Origin of the sequence: Streptomyces sp. sk2.1 (assembly GCF_008120935.1) — a bacterium.
GTDB lineage: Bacteria > Actinomycetota > Actinomycetes > Streptomycetales > Streptomycetaceae > Streptomyces.
Window position 1 is genome coordinate 496,967 of sequence record NZ_RDBO01000055.1, and the last position, 15,349, is coordinate 512,315.

Genomic DNA, 15,349 nt, shown 5'->3' on the forward strand with positions numbered 1-15,349 from the left:
CTCCTGGGGGACGGTGATGAGGGTGGGGCCCGGGGTGTCCAGGGCCCGGCGCAGGGCCTCGGCGAGTGCCTCGGGCGAGTCGGCGCGGGTGCCGTGGCCGCCGTAGGCGCGGGCCAGGGCGGGCAGGTCGACCCGCGGCAGGTCGACCGCGGTGGGGCGGTCGCCGCGGGACACCATCTCGTCGCGGATCTCGCCGTAGCCGCCGTTGTCGAAGACCACGACGGGCAGCGGGAACCCCAGCTGCACGGCGGTGGCCAGTTCCTGGACGGAGAACTGGAGGCCCCCGTCGCCGCTCAGCGCGACGACCGGGCGGGTGGGGTCGGCGGCCTTGGCGCCGATGGCGGCGGGCAGCGCGTAGCCGAGCGTGCCGAAGCCCGTCGGGTGCAGATAGCGGCCTTCGGGGGTGATCGGCAGGTGTGGGAGCGCGCCGTAGTAGCAGCACTGGGCGCTGTCGGAGGTGAGCACCGTGTTCGCGGGGAGCACCGATCCGATCGCCGCCAGGTACGGCAGCAGGTGCGCGTCCCGGTCGCGGGACTCGGCGTTCCGCTCGTCCCGCAGCGCGGCGACGGCCCGGTGCGCGGCGGCGGCCCGATGCGCTCCGGCGGTCCGGGATGCGGCAACGGTTCCGGGGTGTGCGCCGTCGGCTCCCGGGTGTGTGCCGTCGGTTCCGGGGTGCGCGGGGACGGTTTCGGGCAGGGCGGCAAGGAGTGCGCGCAGGGTGTGGCGGGCGTCGCCGACCAGGGGGATGCCGGCGGGCGGTACCGCGTACATCTGCGCCGGGTCGATGTCGGCCCGGACGAGGGTGCCGCCGAGCGCGGGCAGCGGCTCCCACAGGTCGGACTCGGCGAGTTCGGTGCCGACGGCGAGCACCGCGTCGCACTCCGCGAGCCAACGGCGCACGGCCGGGCTGTGCAGGGAGACGCCGAGCGACAGCGGATGGGTCTCCGTGACGATCCCCTTGCCGTTGGCCGAGGTCACCACGGGCGCGCCCAGTTCCTCGGCCAGCCGCAGGCACTCGGCGGCGGCCCCGCGCGCCCCGCCGCCGAGCACGATCCCGGGCCGGACGGCCGCGCGCAGCGTCCCGGCCGCCGCCGCGAGCGCCTCCGGGTCGGCCGCCGCGGGGGAGAGGGGCGGGGCGGTCCGTACCGGTCCAGCCGGTTCCACGGCGGTGAGCAGGTCCAGCGGTATCTCGATGTGCACGGGCCGGGGGCGCCGCGTGCGGAAGAGGGTGAAGGCGCGGGCGACCGCCACCCCGATCTCCTCGACCGAGGACACCCGGTGGCTGACGGCCGCGACGTCCCGCAGCACTTCGGCCCGGCCGTGCGTCTCGTGCAGCAGGCCGGTCGACTGCCGGGGGTGGCGCAGCGGCATGCCGGGCGAGACGACGAGCAGCGGGACGCTGTCGGAGTACGCCTGGCCGACGGCGGCCGCGATGTTCAGCAGGGCCGGGCCGGTGGTGGTGATCGCCACGCCGGGCCGGCCGCTGACCCGGGCCCAGGCGTCCGCGGCGTAGCCCGCGCCCTGTTCGTGGCGGGGGTTGACGTGGTCGATGCCGTGGGCGGCCAGGTGCCGGTAGATCTCCAGGTTGTGGGTGCCGGGGATGCCGAACGCCAGGGTCACGCCGTGCGCGGCGAGCGCCCGTACCAGGGCCTCCCCGCCGGTGAGGTCGTTCCGCGGGGGCCGGGCGCGGGTGGCCGCGAGCGGTTCGGACGGGGTTTCTCCAGGCACTGCACGGACTCCTTACTGAATGAGCAGTCAGTATTTGGAGTGCGGGCGGTCCCTGTCAATGCGCGCGGGTACTGAACATTTGTTCAGTTGCTGGTGCGGGGCCCCGCCACCGGTCCGACGGGGAGGAACGCCGGAGGAGCCGCCGGGAAGACCGCCGGGAGGACCGCCGAGAAGGCAGTCGGGACTGCGGCCGGGGGCGGGAGGGGAGGGCGGACGGCGCGGTGCGGGCGTGTTCGGACCGTTCGGGCTATCCGTCGTACCGGCCGTCATTCCGATGCGTACGCCGGACGGTGGGCGGGCGGCGATCACGGGGTGTGTCATGTCCGGCGGCCGGGCCGGATCCCTACCTTGCCCGGCATGAGGCTGAGACTTTTCGGGGCGCCGACCAGGAGTCGGGTGCGAGGGCGTGGGCAGGGCCGGCCGGGGCGGTTGGCCGCGGGCGGGCTGGGGGTGCTGGCGCTGGTGGCCACCGGTCTGGGGCTGCCGGTCCAGACGGCCGCCGCACAGCCCGTGGGCGTACCGCTGGTGGACGAGACGTTCACCGGGGCCGACGCCATCGCGGAGTTCGAGGCGTTCGGACCGGCCTGCCTGACCGGCGCGCCCCAGGCCCCGGCGCCCGGACCCGGCACCCACCCGCTCACCGGCTGTCCGGCCGGCGCGACCGGTCCCGTCCCGCCGAACAATGCCGCGCCGCACGGCTACCTCAGGCTGACCGACGCGTCCAACGACCAGTCCGCCGCGGTGCTCCACAACCACGCGCTCCCGGCGAACCAGGGGCTGGTCACGACCTTCGACCAGTGGCAGTACGGGGGGACGACCAACCCTCCGGCCGACGGCATCTCGTTCTTCCTCATCGACGGCGCCGCGTCGCTGACCGCGCCCGGGGCCTTCGGCGGCAGCCTCGGCTACGCCCAGAAACTCCCGGACGACGACCCGAACGAGACCTTCCTGCCCGGCGTCGACCGCGGTTACGTGGGCGTCGGCCTGGACGTCCTCGGCAACTACTTCGGCGACTGGGAACACCGCGGCAACGGCTGCGCCACCCGCTCCCCGGCCGGTACGCCCTTCCGCATCCCGGCGCCCGGCGCGAACATGGTGACGCTGCGCGGGCCGGGCGACGGCACCGAGGGCTACTGCTTCCTCGATGCGACGACCAGCAACTTCTCGACGACCGGCCCCTGGCCCTCCACGCTGCCGGGGCAGTTGCAGGGGCCGACCACCTCGATCCCGGCGGACGCCACGCCGCAGGAGGCCGAGGCGCTGCTGGAGCCCTCGCGCCGCACGGTGACCGTCGAGGTCTCCCCGGCCCCGAACCCGGTGATCACGGTCTCGATCGACTTCCACGACGGCAACGGGACGCAGCAGGTGCTGTCCACCCCGGCGCCCCAACCGGTGCCCTCGACCTACAAGTTCGGCTTCGCCGCGTCGACCGGGCTGTTCACCGACGTCCACCTCATCCGCAACCTCAGCGTCCACCCGGCCGCCGAACTGCCCCGACTGAACCTGGTCAAGCAGATCCCCGCGGACCCGCCGCTGCCGACCCCGGTGACGCCGGGCACCGAGGTGCCCTACGAGTACGTGGTGACCAACAGTGGCAACGTCCCGCTGACGGGCGTGAACGTGACCGACAACCGGGTGACGACGGGGGTGAGATGCCCGAAGGACACGCTCGCCGTGGGCGAGACGATGACCTGCATCGGCAGTTACACCGTCACTCAGGAGGACGGCGAGGCCGGTTCGATCACCAACATCGCCACCGCGCACGGGCGGTCCGGGAACGAGACGATCGACTCACCGCCCGACGACGTCACCCTGGAGACCCGGGCCGGGCCCGGGGTCCGGCTGGAGAAGTCGGCCGACGACACCCGCGTGTACGAGGCCGGCGAGAAGGTGACGTACACCTACACCGTCACCAACACCGGCCCCGAGCAGCTGACGGACCTCTCGATCGTCGACGACCGGGTGACGACGGGAGTGACCTGCCGGTCGTACACGCTCGCCCCGGCCGGGCAGACCGGTGACAGCACCACCTGCACCGGCACCTACACGATCACGGACGCCGACGCCGAACAGGGATCGGTCACCAACGTCGCCACCGCGCACGGGCGGTCCGAAGGCAGGGACGTGCAGTCGAAGCCCGACGACGTGACCGTGCCGGTCGCCTCCGAGCTGGGGCTGAGGCTGGAGAAGTCGGCCGACGACAGCCGCGTGTACCGGCCCGGCGACGAGGTCGCGTACACCTACACCGTCACCAACACAGGCAACGCGACACTGACCGGCATCGGGGTCACCGACGACCTCGTGCCGGACGTGGACTGCCCGTTGCCGACGACGCTGGCCCCCGGGGCCTCCACCACCTGCACCGGCATCTACACCGTCACCGAGGCGGACGCCGCACGGGGAACGGTCATCAACGTGGCCGCCGCGCACGGGCGGTCCGGTTCCACCGAGGTGGTGTCGGAACCCGACGAGGTCACCCTGCGGGCCGGGACCGAGCCGGGGCTGCACCTGGCCAAGACGGTGGACGACTCGCGCGTGTACCGGGTCGGCGACGAGGTGACGTACACGTACACCGTCACCAACACCGGTTCCCAGGAGCTGACCGGGCTCTCGGTCACCGACGACCGGGTGACGACGGGCGTGACCTGCCGGGTGACGACGCTGGCCCCGGGGGCCTCCACCACCTGCACCGGCGCCTACACGATCACGGCCGCCGACGCCGGGCGCGGCGAGGTGCTCAACATCGCGGTGGCCACGGCCGAGAACGGGACCGTCCGGTCGAACGAGGACCGGGCCCGCGTCACCGTCGAGAAGAAGCCGTGCGAGGGCAAGCACTGCAAGCCGAAGCCGAAGCCGGACCCGAAGCCGAAGCCGAAGCCGTGCCCCGACAAGCCAGGTGAGCCGGGCAAGCCCGGTAAGCACGACAAGGGCGGCGAGCACTGCAAGCCCAAGCCCGAGCCCGAGCCGAAGCCGTGCCACGGCAAGGACCTGTGCCACGTGAGGTGACGCGCCCCGCACCGGGCCGGTCGCACGAACCGCGGGCCCCCGCCACCACCCGGTGGCGGGGGCCCGCCCGTCGTTCCGGTCAGTGCCGCCCGGCCAGCCGGTCCGCGACCTTCGCGACCGGGTCCGTGCCGGCCCGCGGCGAGGTGAGTTCGCGGCGGTCGGCGGCGCGGTAGGCGGCGTACATGCCGTGGACGCCGATCCAGCGGAAGGGTTCCGGCTCCCAGCGGCGGACCTTGTGGCCGACCCAGGGCAGTTCGGTCAGTTCGGTGGGGCCGCTCTGGCCGGAGTCCTGCTGGATCAGGTCGCGCAGGGTGCGGGCGGCGAGATTGGTGGTGGCGACGCCGGAGCCGACGTACCCGCCCGCCCAGCCCAGGCCGGTGGAGCGGTCGAGGGTGACGGTGGCGCACCAGTCGCGGGGGACGCCGAGCACGCCCGACCAGGCGTGGTCGATGCGGGCGCCCGCGGTGGTGGGGAAGAACCGGACGAGGATCTCGCGCAGGGCCTCGATGGTCGCGGGCTGGGTGCGGCCGTCGTTGTCGGTGGCCGAGCCGAAGCGGTACGGGACGCCCCGGCCGCCGAGCGCGATCCGGTCGTCCGCGGTGCGCTGGGCGTACATGTAGGCGTGCGCCATGTCGCCGAGGGTCTCGCGGCCGTCCCAGCCGATGGTGTCCCAGACCGACGGCGGCAGCGGCTCGGTCACGATCATCGAGGAGTTCATGGGGAGCCAGGTGCGCCGCTGGCCCTTGAGGTTCGCGGTGAAGCCCTCGGTGCAGCGCAGGACGTACGGGGCGCGGACGGTGCCGTACGGGGTGTGCGCGTGCTTGGGCTCGATCTCGGTGACGGGCGTCGACTCGTGGATGGTGACGCCGAGCGCCTCGACGGTCGCGGCGAGGCCCTTGACGAGCTTGACCGGGTGCAGCCGGGCGCCGTGCGGGGTCCAGGTGGAGCCGACGGCCCCGGTGACGTTGACGCGTTCGCAGGTCTCGCGGGCGCCGCGCAGCACGCGGTCCGTCTCGCCGAAGGCGATCTCCACGGAGTGGAAGTCCTTGAGCCTGGCCAGTTGGGCGGGGGTGTAGGCGACTTCGAGGACTCCGCCGCGGTGGATGTCGGCGTCGATGTCCTCCTCGGCGGCCACCCGTACGACCTCGTCGACGGTCTCGTTCATCGCCTGCTGGAGGCGGACGGCGGCCTCGTGGCCGTGGAGCTTCGCGTAGCGGTCGCGGCCCGCGATGCCGTTGTAGAGCCAGCCGCCGTTGCGTCCGGAGGCGCCGTATCCGCAGAACTTGGCTTCCAGGACGGTGATGTTGAGGAAGGGGACGGCCTTCTTGAGGTAGTAGGCGGTCCACAGCCCGGTGTATCCGCCGCCGACGATGCAGACGTCGGCGGTGGTGTCGCCGGGCAGGGGCTCCCGGGCGGGGGGAGTGCCCTGGTCCGCGTACCAGAACGATATGCCGCCGTTGACGGTGCTGACGGTGTTCATGTTGCCCCTGGTTTGTCCGGTGTGACGCCGTCCGGTGTGACGCCGCGGCGTGAAGGGTGTGTGCTCTCCGGGCGGGACGTTACTGCGCCGAGGGGGTTTCCGTCCCGGTCCGGTGCGGTACCAGCGGTCGGCAGGCGAGGCCGACGAGCACGGCGGTGAAGTGGCCGACGTCGGTGAAGCCGCGGCCGGTGGCGAGGGGGATGCCGTAGACGACGAGGACGGAGAAGAGGTACACGCGGCGCCAGAGCGGCGGGACGAGGTACGTGATGACGCCGACGACGCCCGCGAGCGCGTAGCTGACCCCGACGTCGAGGGTGCCGGTGGCGGACTGCGGCACGTGCCCGTGCCGGATCGCCCAGGCCAGGACGCCCTCGCTGACGAGGGTGGCGAGGACGTGGGACAGGACGACGACGGCGAGCCAGCGCGGGGTGCCGAGCCGGCGCTCGGCGGGGGCGTGGAAGACGGTGTACAGGGCGGCGCAGGGGAGCCAGCGCCCGCCGTCGATCCAGAAGGCACTGGCGATCAGGACGCGCACGGGGTCCTGGGAGAGCCCGTCGAGGTTGGTCGAGCGCTCGCGCAGGAAGTCCTCCTCGATGTCCGGCGACATCCGGTGGACGATGACGGTGGTGACGAAGAGCGCGGCCAGCCAGAGGTAGGTGCCGGGCGCACTGCGGATCCACGAGCCGATGCCGCGGAGCCACCGGCCGACGGTACGGAGCCATGAGCCGGCGGCGGTGCGGCGCCGGCTCATGGCTCCGTACCGTCGGCCGGTGGCTCGGGCGGGGCTGCGCGGAGTCATGACCGATTGACGCACGGCCCCGTGATCGTCCGCGTGAGCGACATTCCGGCCGCTCCGACCGCCACCCGGTCCGGCCCGGGGCGGGCATCCGGTCCGGTCCTCGGGGCAGGTGTCCGGTCCGGTCCTCGGGACGGTCATTCGTTCCGGCCCTCAAGACGGGACGGGCCGGAACGGACGTTCCCGTTTACCCTGCCCCCATGATTCGCACCGCCACCCCCGCCGACGTCCCCGTCATCCACGCCATGGTCCGTGAGCTGGCCGAATACGAGAAGGCCCTGGACGAGGTGAGGGCCACCGAGGAGCAGTTGCACGAGGCGCTGTTCGGCGAGCGGCCCGCCGCGTACGCGCACATCGCCGAGGCCGACGACGGCGAGGCGGTCGGCTTCGCGCTGTGGTTCCTGAACTTCTCCACCTGGCGCGGGGTGCACGGCATCTACCTGGAGGACCTGTACGTACGCCCGGAGCGGCGCGGCGGCGGGCACGGGAAGGCGCTGCTGACGGAGCTGGCCCGGATCTGCGTGGAGCGCGGCTACCAGCGGCTGGAGTGGTCGGTCCTGGACTGGAACGCCCCGTCCATCGCGTTCTACGAGTCGCTGGGCGCCCGTCCGCAGGACGAGTGGACGGTGTACCGGCTGACGGACGGGGCGCTGGCCGGACTCGGCGGGCGGTGAGCCGGGGCGGCCCGTCCCCCGAGGGGCCGCCCCGGGGCCGGGACACCCGGCTCCGCCGTCCTCCGGTCCTGGCGGTCCGAGCCGATCCTGGCCGGTTTGTGCCGGATCGCACCGGCTCGCGTCGGACTGTTCGGGGCCGGGCTATCCCGCCGTCGCGGTGCGGTCGGTGCGACGGGTCCGGCCGGTGCGGGTGCGGTGGGTCTCCGTCGCCCCGGTGGCGAGCAGGGCCGCCTCCATACCGCTGTTGAACGACACCTCGCTGAGCAGGCCGGGTGCCGCGACCTGGTCGCCCGCGAGGTAGACGCCGTCGCCGCGGTCGATGGCGGGCCGGTCGCGCCAGGTGGTGCCGGGCCGGTCGACCGCACCGGTGCGGCCGGACGAGGTGGCCTCGCGCCGCCACTCGACGCGCTCCCGCCAGCCGGGGAAGCCGAGGTCGAGGACCTCCTCGGCACGGGCGATGCCCACGGACCGGGGCTCGTCCGGGGCGAGGGGGAACTGTCCCTGGACGAGCTGCTGCCCGGCGGGCGCGAGGGTGCGGTCCTGGGCGCTGAAGCGCTCGATCCAGCCGGGGGCGTCCAGGTCGGACACGGCGAACGCGTCGCCGCGCCGGGTGCGCAGGGCCAGGTCGATCAGGGCGGTCCTGCCGCTGTCCCAGACCAGCGAGGAGTCACCGAGCAGGGCGCGGGCCGAGTCGAGGGAGGTGGCGACGACCACCGGACCCTGCCGGCTCAGGTCGGCGAGCCCGGCGGCGTCGACGCGGGACGCCGTCTCGACCCGGACGCCGAGGTTCCAGGCGCGGGCCGCCATCCGGTCGATGACCTGGGCCCAGCCGCCCACGGGGTAGCGGGCCTCGGGCGGCAGGGCGGCGGCGCGGTGCAGCCGCTCCTGGACGAACGCGGCGGAGAGCGCGCCGGGGTCGTGGTGGTAGAGCGCCACGGCGGAGTAGTGCGAGGCCACGAGGGCGGCCTCCTCGCCGACCTGTCCGGTCGCCCAGGTGCGGAAGTCGACGTCGACGGGGGCGTGTTCCGCGCCCCGGCGGGCGAGTCGGAGGAGGGCGAGCGGCGGGACGCGGCGCAGGGTGCCCCCGAGGCGGAAGCGGAGCCTGGTGCCTTCGAGGGGCGGCACGGCGGCGACGGCGCCGAGGAGCCCCCGCCGTTCGAGCCAGGCCCAGTGCGGCCCGCGGCGGTAGAGGGCGTGCGGCCCCTCGTTGGTGAGGTACCTGCCCTCGGCGGTCCTGGCCCGTCCGCCGGGGGTGTGGTGGGCCTCGTGGAGGGTCACCCGGACGCCGGACTCGGCGGCGGTGATCGCCGCGGTGAACCCGGCGAGGCCGCCGCCGATGACGTGGATGCGCTGCATTTCCCGGTCTCCTTCTCCTTCGCTGGAGCGTGCTGCCGACCACTGGACGGTTCGCGGGGCACGGTTCGTGACATCGGGGAGGGGCGTTGTCAGTGGCGTGGGTCACGATGGAGGGATGGCACGCAGCAGCAGGAAGACGGACACCATCGCGACGGCACGGCGGCCCGAGGTGCGGCTGCCGCCGCTCGTCCCGTACGACGGCGCGGGACTGGAGCCGGACGGCGATTACGACGGGGTGCGGTTCGACGGGACGGACCTCGCGGACGGCTCGGGCCCCGGGGCCCGGTTCATGGACTGCGCGCTGGACGGCTGTGTGCTGGACCGCACGGAGCTGGGCAGGGCCCGGTTCATCGACTCGGTGCTGACGGGCGTACGGGGCGTGGGCACCGACCTCGCGGGGGCGTCGCTGCGCGACGTGGAGGTGGTGGACGCGCGACTGGGCGGGGTGCAGCTGCACGGCGCGGTGTTGGAGCGGGTGCTCGTGCGCGGCGGGAAGATCGACTACCTGAATCTGCGGAAGGCCCGGCTCAAGGACGTGGTGTTCGAGGGCTGTGTGCTCTCCGAGCCGGATTTCGGGGACGCGCAGCTGACGCGGGTGGAGTTCCGCGACTGCGTGCTGAAGCGGGTCGACTTCAGCTCCGTGCGGATGGACGCGGTGGACCTTCGGGCGGTCGCGGAACTGGACATCGCGCGCGGGGTGGAGCGGTTGTCGGGCGCGGTGATCAGCCCGGTACAGCTGATGGAGCTGGCGCCCGCGTTCGCGGCGCAGATCGGGGTGCGGGTGGAGGCGTGACGGCCACGGGCCGGGCGGGGCGCACGGGTACGGGATCCGTACGGGTACGGGATCCGTACGGGTACGGGATCCGCGTATGGGTACGGGCCCGCGGGGTCAGACGCGGGGGAAGCGGGCCTGGAGGTCCCAGATCACGGGGTTGTCGGCGAGCCCCTCGTGCATGTCGGAGAGGTCGGCGATCAGATCGTGCAGGAAGTCGCGGGCCTCGCGGCGCAGCAGCGAGTGGCTGAAGGTGAGCGGGGGTTCGTCGCCGGGCATCCAGTCGGCCTCGATGTCCACCCAGCCGAAGCGGCGCTCGAAGAGCATCCGGTCGGACGACTCGGTGAAGTCCAGCTCGGCGAACTGCTGCCGGTGCGAGCGGTTGCCCCGCGGGTCCTGGTCGATCCGCTCGACGATGTCGCACAGCGCCCACGCGAAGTCGAGCACCGGCACCCATCCCCAGGCCGTGGATACCTCGCGGTCCTCCTTGGTGTCCGCGAGGTAGACGTCCCCGGAGAACAGGTCGTGCCGCAGCGCGTGGACGTCCGCGCGGCGGTAGTCGGTCTGCGGCGGGTCGGGGAAGCGCCGGGAGAGGGAGTAGCCGATGTCGAGCACGCCTCGATGGTGCCATGCCCGCAGGACCGTCGACGCCGGGGCGACCGGTGCGCTCGACGTTCCCGCCGTGACGGACGCCGATGCCGCGGCGATCTTCGCCGAATTCACCGAGGCGGGGCTGGGCGACCCCCCAGCCCGCGGGATCTGGAGGAATGTGATGAGCACGAGCCTCAGCCACTTCCGCGGCATCGTCGCCGAGAGTTTCCGCAAGGAGGGACGCGAGGAGAGGCGCGAGGAGGGCCGGGAGGAGGGCATCGCGAAGGAACGCTCCCCGAGCGTGCTGCGGATGCTGGACCGCCGGGGCGTGGCCGTGAGCGACGCCGTCCGGGAACGGACCGGCTCGTGCCGGGATCTGCGGACGCCCGGCCTCTGGGTCGACCGGGCGTTCACGGCGAAGACGACCGACGAACTCCTCGACGAGGGCTGACGACGGCCCCTCGTGGCAACGGGCGCCGTTCCTCCGCCGAGGGGCGGCCCTCACGGCAGCAGGCGCTGTTCCTTCGCCACGGCGACGGCGCCCGCGCGGGTGTCGACGCCGAGCTTGTCGTAGATCCGGCCCAGGTGGGTCTTGACCGTGGCCTCGCTGATGAACAGGGCCCGGGCGATGTCGCGGTTGCCCAGGCCGTGGGAGAGCTGGGCCAGGATGTCGAGCTCCCGGTCGGTGAGGGTGGGCAGGGGCTTGCGCATCCGGGCCATGACCCGGCTGGCCACCGGCGGGGAGAGCGTCGTACGGCCCTGGGCGGCCGAGCGGATCGCGGCGAAGAGCTCCTCCGGGCGCTCGGCCTTCAGCAGGTAGCCGGTGGCGCCCGCCTCGATGGCGCGGGTGATGTCGGCGTCCGTGTCGTACGTGGTGAGGACCAGTACATGGACGCCGGTGGCGGAGATGCGGCGGGTCGCCTCGACGCCGTCGATGCCCTCGCCGAGCTGAAGGTCCATCAGGACGACGTCCGGGGTGAGCTTGGCGGCCAGGGCGACGGCCTCCTCGCCGCTGCCGGCCTCGCCGACGACCTCGATGTCCGGTTCGCTGCCGAGGAGGGCGAGCAGACCGGCGCGTACCACGACGTGGTCGTCGCAGAGCAGGATGCGTACGGGCGGCGTCGCGGTCATGCGAGGTCCTCCGGGGCGGTCGGCGGTGCGGTGGCCGGGGTGAGCGGCACGGCGGCGGACAGCACCGTACCCTCGCCCGGCGCCGACTCGATCGTCAGCGTGCCGCCGAGCTGGTGCAGCCGGGCCCGGATCGCGGGCAGCCCGTGGCCGCGCACGCCCCTGGCGGGGCCGGGGCGCTCGGGCGGCACGAAGCCCTGCCCGTTGTCGGTGATGTCCAGGACGACCCGGTCGTCGAGGTGGGTCAGGGTCAGCGCCGCCTCCGTCGCGTGCGCGTGCTCCTTCACATTGGCCAGCGCGCCCTGGGCGATGCGCAGGAGCGCGGACTGCACCCGGTCGGGCAGCGCGGCGTGGCCCTCCCCCTCCACGTGGCAGTGGACGGTGAGCCGCCCCTGCGACTGCGCCGTCTCACGGGTGGCCAGGGCGTGCAGGGCCGCCTCCAGGCCGCCGCCCTCCGCGAGGTCGGCCGGGGCCAGGTCGTGGACGAAGCGGCGGGCCTCGGCGAGGTTGCTCTCCGCGATGGTGGTGGCCGTACGGACGTGGCGGCGGGCGGTCGCCGGGTCGGTGTCCCAGGTGCGGTCGGCGGCCTGGAGCAGCATCTGCTGGCTGGACAGGCCCTGCGCGAGGGTGTCGTGGATCTCCATGGAGAGCCGCTGGCGTTCCGCGAGGGTCCCCTCGCGGCGTTCGGTGGCGGCCAGTTCGCGGCGGGTGCGCAGCAGGTCGGCGATCAGTTCGCGCTGCTGCTCGGACAGTTCGCGCTGGCGCGCGGCCTGCCGCCGCATGTGGACGAAGACCGCCGTCGCGATGGCCGCCACGGCGGGCGGGGCGAGCACCAGGCTCGGGTCGAAGCCCTTGGCCAGCCGCAGCTGCGCGGCGACGACGAACAGGGTGAGCAGACAGACGAGGGCGAGCGCGGCGCGCGGCGGGAGGATGCGCAGCCCGGTGTAGAAGAGCGGCACCGCGCACCACGCGAAGCTCGGCGCGAGCACCACCAGCACCATCCACACGGCGACCAGGACCCCCAGCCACACCAGGGAGCGCGGCGTCGGACGCGAGCCGAGCACGGGCCCGAGCACGTACAGCGCGGCCAGGGCGACGGAGAGCGCGATGATCCACGGCGTGCGGGCCTCGCCGGGGTGCCGCAGCAGGAAGCGGGTGAGCGAGGCGCCGAGCAGCAGGAAGAACGCGGCATGCATCAGGAGCGTGAGCCACCGGGCGTCCGGATCGGGCGTCCGGTCGGCGGGGGCGCGCCGGCCCCTGACCGCGGACAGCAGCCGGCCGGTCGCGGGGGAGCGGCCGTCGCGGCCGGCGGGCAGGGGCCGGGTGGTGGCCGCGCCCCGTGCGGCCGGGGTGTCGGCAGGGGCGGCCGGGGCGTTGACCGGGGTGTCGTCCGGCCGGCCCGCGCCGGGTGCCGATCGGGGTCGGTGCTCCACCTCGTACCTCTCGCTCCCCAGGTCGTGATACCTCCACGATCACCCCGGACGGGCGGCTCCGCATCAACCGATCGGCCGATGGGACCGTCGGCCGTCCCGCGCCCGGCATCGAGCCGGTCCATCGACCGTACGGCGCCGTGGGCGGCCGGAGCATGGATGTCGGAGCCGAACGGGCTCGTCCGCCGCTGTCGCAGCCGTAGTCGTAGGAGTCACCGTGAAGAAGCTGTCCGTCCGCACCCGTGTCCTGACCGGTGCCGCCCTCGTCGCCGCCCTCGGTGCCGGTACGTTCGGCGCCGTGTCCGCCAGCGCCTCCACCCCGGCCGCCGCGCCCGCCGCCGTCACGGCCGACGCCGCGGACGGCAACCTCATGCAGAGCACCCACCTGACGGTCGAGGCCGCGACGAAGGCGGCGCGGGCGACGCTGGACGCCGCGGAGAAGGAGAACCAGCGCGTCTCGGTCGCCGTCGTCGACCGCAACGGCAACACCGTCGTCACCCTGCGCGGCGACGGCGCCGGCCCGCAGTCCTACGAGTCGGCCGTGAAGAAGGCCTACACCGCCGTCTCCTGGAACGCCCCCACCTCCGAACTGGTCAAGCGCCTGGAGAACGCCCCGACGCTGAAGGACATCCCGGGCACCCTCTTCCTCGGCGGCGGCGCCCCCGTCACCGCGAAGGATCCTCGGCACCTCGGTGGAGTTCGCCGCCGACAACAGCACGGACGTCGGCGACTACCTCATCGGCGAGAAGATCGACATCAACGGCGACGGCACCCCGCTGCGCTACATGGACGAGCCGAGCAAGGACGGCGGCTCGGCCGACTACTGGGACAGCAGCGTCGGCGACCTCGACGTGCACTACTCCTCCGGTGTCGCCAACCACTTCTTCTACCTGCTGTCCGAGGGAGCGGCGCGGGGAAAAGATGGGGCGCGTCCGGGAAAAGGGGCGGCCCGGTTCACGGGCACGAAAAACCCCCGGCCGTGACGGCCGGGGGCTTTTCCGTTCCGTGCCCGGGGGCCGGATCACCCGCGTCGGGCACCGGGCACCGGGACTCCCGTGCAGGGGTCGGCTCAGATGTTGACGCCGAAGTCCTGGGCGATGCCGCGCAGGCCCGAGGCGTAGCCCTGGCCGACGGCGCGGAACTTCCACTCCGCACCGTTGCGGTACAGCTCGCCGAAGACCATGGCGGTCTCGGTGGCGGCGTCCTCGCTCAGGTCGTAACGGGCGATCTCGGCGCCGCCGGCCTGGTTCACGATGCGGATGAACGCGTTGCGCACCTGGCCGAAGTTCTGGCTGCGGTTCTCGGCGTCGTAGATGGAGACCGGGAAGACGATCTTGTCGACGTCGGCCGGCAGGCCCGCCAGGTTGACGTTGATCTGCTCGTCGTCGCCCTCGCCCTGGCCCGTGACGTTGTCACCGGTGTGGACGATGGTCTGGTCCGGCGTCGACTTGTTGTTGAAGAAGACGAAGTGGCCGTCGGAGACGACCTTCCCCGCCGGGTTGACCGCGATCGCCGAGGCGTCGAGGTCGAAGTCGGTGCCGGTGGTGGTGCGGACGTCCCAGCCGAGGCCGACCGTGACGGCGGTCAGGCCCGGGGCCTCCTTGGTGAGGGAGACGTTGCCGCCCTTGGACAGGCTTACAGCCATGGGAAGTCCCTTTCATCGTCGAGTGCGGGCTTCATGTCATCACGAAGCTACCGTCACAGGTCATAACGCGGGCGGGGGACCGTGAGGTTCCTGCTCCCTTTGCTTTCTTTACCGAAGTACCTCCGGTCGGCCCCGTGCCCCGGCGGCGTCCGACGTCCGGTGACCGGTGCGGCATGAAGGAGGTACGGCAAAAGAAGGTGACGGACACCCCGCGGGCCGGGGAACATGGGTGTCATGTCCGGGCCCTATGTCATCCGCGGCTCGGTCTCCCTGCCGGAGGCCGAGCTCATGTGGCGTTTCTCGCGGTCCTCCGGGCCCGGCGGGCAGCACGTCAACACCAGCGATTCCCAGGTGGAGCTCCGCTTCGACCTCGCGGCGACCGAGGCCCTTCCCGAGGTGTGGAAGGAGCGGGCCCTCCAGCGCCTGGAGAGCCGGCTCGTGGGCGGGGTGATCGCGGTACGGGCCTCCGAGCACCGCTCCCAGTGGCGCAACCGCGAGACGGCCCTCGTCCGGCTCGCCTCGCTGCTGGCCGAGGCGACGGCGCCGCCCCCCAGGCCGCGCCGCAAGACCAGGATCCCGCGGGGGATCAACGAGCGGCGGCTGCGCGAGAAGAAGCAGCGCGGCGAGACGAAGCGCGGCCGCTCCGGCCGCGACTGGTGACGACGCCCCCGCGCCCGTCCCCACGCGCCACGCACGCCTCATCCGTGCCCTGCGGCGCCCCGTCCCCCTCTGACGTCCCGCAC

13 protein-coding genes and 2 pseudogenes are annotated in these 15,349 nt (G+C 73.4%); 7 read left to right on the forward strand and 8 right to left on the reverse strand.

The window, feature by feature from the left end; all coding sequences use genetic code 11:
• Nucleotides 1-1,728: thiamine pyrophosphate-binding protein (locus EAO76_RS19595; protein ID WP_148837427.1), on the reverse strand; the 1,728-nt coding region annotated here is incomplete at its 3' end.
• Between the two features lie 357 nt (nt 1,729-2,085).
• Between EAO76_RS19595 and EAO76_RS19600 the strand changes: the two genes are divergently transcribed.
• Nucleotides 2,086-4,734 (forward strand): lectin-like domain-containing protein, encoded by a 2,649-nt coding sequence (locus tag EAO76_RS19600; RefSeq protein ID WP_148837196.1) that lies wholly within the window; start codon nt 2,086-2,088, stop codon nt 4,732-4,734.
• 79 nt (nt 4,735-4,813) lie between these two features.
• Here EAO76_RS19600 and EAO76_RS19605 read toward each other — a convergent pair whose 3' ends face one another.
• Nucleotides 4,814-6,214 (reverse strand): FAD-binding oxidoreductase, encoded by a 1,401-nt coding sequence (locus EAO76_RS19605; protein ID WP_148837197.1) that lies wholly within the window; start codon nt 6,212-6,214, stop codon nt 4,814-4,816.
• Between the two features lie 79 nt (nt 6,215-6,293).
• Nucleotides 6,294-6,965: a rhomboid-like protein gene (locus EAO76_RS19610; RefSeq protein WP_148837198.1), complete on the reverse strand. Its 672-nt coding sequence runs from the start codon at nt 6,963-6,965 to the stop codon at nt 6,294-6,296.
• Nucleotides 6,966-7,210: 245 nt separating this feature from the next.
• Between EAO76_RS19610 and EAO76_RS19615 the strand changes: the two genes are divergently transcribed.
• On the forward strand, nt 7,211-7,684 hold the full coding sequence (locus EAO76_RS19615) for a GNAT family N-acetyltransferase (RefSeq protein WP_148837199.1): 474 nt from the start codon (nt 7,211-7,213) through the stop codon (nt 7,682-7,684).
• 141 nt (nt 7,685-7,825) lie between these two features.
• On the opposite strand, the gene EAO76_RS19620 is transcribed toward EAO76_RS19615, so the two are convergent.
• Complete coding sequence (locus EAO76_RS19620; protein ID WP_148837200.1) at nt 7,826-9,040, reverse strand: NAD(P)-binding protein; 1,215 nt, start codon at nt 9,038-9,040, stop codon at nt 7,826-7,828.
• A 115-nt stretch (nt 9,041-9,155) separates the two neighbouring features.
• On the opposite strand from EAO76_RS19620, the gene EAO76_RS19625 reads away from it, so the two are divergent.
• The gene (locus EAO76_RS19625; protein WP_148837201.1) at nt 9,156-9,833 is read left to right on the forward strand and encodes a pentapeptide repeat-containing protein; all 678 of its coding nucleotides are present in this window, start codon (nt 9,156-9,158) and stop codon (nt 9,831-9,833) included.
• Between the two features lie 96 nt (nt 9,834-9,929).
• On the opposite strand, the gene EAO76_RS19630 is transcribed toward EAO76_RS19625, so the two are convergent.
• Nucleotides 9,930-10,427: a hypothetical protein gene (locus EAO76_RS19630; RefSeq protein WP_148837202.1), complete on the reverse strand. Its 498-nt coding sequence runs from the start codon at nt 10,425-10,427 to the stop codon at nt 9,930-9,932.
• Between EAO76_RS19630 and EAO76_RS19635 the strand changes: the two genes are divergently transcribed.
• Entirely contained in the window at nt 10,417-10,854 is a 438-nt protein-coding gene (locus EAO76_RS19635) for a hypothetical protein (protein WP_148837203.1), read from the forward strand. The genes EAO76_RS19630 and EAO76_RS19635 overlap by 11 nt on opposite strands.
• 50 nt (nt 10,855-10,904) lie before the next feature.
• Here the strand turns inward: EAO76_RS19635 and EAO76_RS19640 are convergent, their stop codons facing one another.
• Together EAO76_RS19640 and EAO76_RS19645 are read right to left on the reverse strand one after the other, a co-directional pair.
• The gene (locus EAO76_RS19640) at nt 10,905-11,534 is read right to left on the reverse strand and encodes a response regulator transcription factor (protein WP_148837204.1); all 630 of its coding nucleotides are present in this window, start codon (nt 11,532-11,534) and stop codon (nt 10,905-10,907) included.
• On the reverse strand, nt 11,531-12,805 hold the full coding sequence (locus EAO76_RS19645) for a sensor histidine kinase (RefSeq protein WP_262375620.1): 1,275 nt from the start codon (nt 12,803-12,805) through the stop codon (nt 11,531-11,533). The genes EAO76_RS19640 and EAO76_RS19645 overlap by 4 nt, the downstream gene beginning before the upstream one ends.
• Before the next feature lie 373 nt (nt 12,806-13,178).
• Here EAO76_RS19645 and EAO76_RS19650 point away from each other — a divergent pair.
• Nucleotides 13,179-13,637, forward strand: a pseudogene (locus EAO76_RS19650) (heme-binding protein); the annotation flags it as partial.
• A 1-nt stretch (nt 13,638) separates the two neighbouring features.
• Nucleotides 13,639-13,923: pseudogene (locus EAO76_RS19655) on the forward strand (M4 family metallopeptidase); the annotation flags it as partial.
• 107 nt (nt 13,924-14,030) lie between these two features.
• On the opposite strand, the gene EAO76_RS19660 reads toward EAO76_RS19655, so the two are convergent.
• Entirely contained in the window at nt 14,031-14,606 is a 576-nt protein-coding gene (locus tag EAO76_RS19660) for a TerD family protein (protein ID WP_148837205.1), read from the reverse strand.
• A gap of 225 nt (nt 14,607-14,831) precedes the next feature.
• Here EAO76_RS19660 and arfB point away from each other — a divergent pair, with 225 nt between their 5' ends.
• Complete coding sequence (gene arfB / locus EAO76_RS19665; RefSeq protein ID WP_148837206.1) at nt 14,832-15,266, forward strand: alternative ribosome rescue aminoacyl-tRNA hydrolase ArfB; 435 nt, start codon at nt 14,832-14,834, stop codon at nt 15,264-15,266.
• Nucleotides 15,267-15,349 lie beyond the last annotated feature (83 nt).

Bases quoted from the DNA above. Each gene is read 5' to 3' on its own strand.
- EAO76_RS19600 (WP_148837196.1), top strand. From the start codon at position 2,086: ATGAGGCTGAGACTTTTCGGGGCGCCGACCAGGAGTCGGGTGCGAGGG.
- EAO76_RS19605 (WP_148837197.1), bottom strand. From the start codon at position 6,214: ATGAACACCGTCAGCACCGTCAACGGCGGCATATCGTTCTGGTACGCG.
- EAO76_RS19610 (WP_148837198.1), bottom strand. From the start codon at position 6,965: ATGAGCCGGCGCCGCACCGCCGCCGGCTCATGGCTCCGTACCGTCGGC.
- EAO76_RS19615 (WP_148837199.1), top strand. From the start codon at position 7,211: ATGATTCGCACCGCCACCCCCGCCGACGTCCCCGTCATCCACGCCATG.
- EAO76_RS19620 (WP_148837200.1), bottom strand. From the start codon at position 9,040: ATGCAGCGCATCCACGTCATCGGCGGCGGCCTCGCCGGGTTCACCGCG.
- EAO76_RS19625 (WP_148837201.1), top strand. From the start codon at position 9,156: ATGGCACGCAGCAGCAGGAAGACGGACACCATCGCGACGGCACGGCGG.
- EAO76_RS19635 (WP_148837203.1), top strand. From the start codon at position 10,417: ATGTCGAGCACGCCTCGATGGTGCCATGCCCGCAGGACCGTCGACGCC.
- EAO76_RS19640 (WP_148837204.1), bottom strand. From the start codon at position 11,534: ATGACCGCGACGCCGCCCGTACGCATCCTGCTCTGCGACGACCACGTC.
- EAO76_RS19660 (WP_148837205.1), bottom strand. From the start codon at position 14,606: ATGGCTGTAAGCCTGTCCAAGGGCGGCAACGTCTCCCTCACCAAGGAG.
- arfB (WP_148837206.1), top strand. From the start codon at position 14,832: ATGGGTGTCATGTCCGGGCCCTATGTCATCCGCGGCTCGGTCTCCCTG.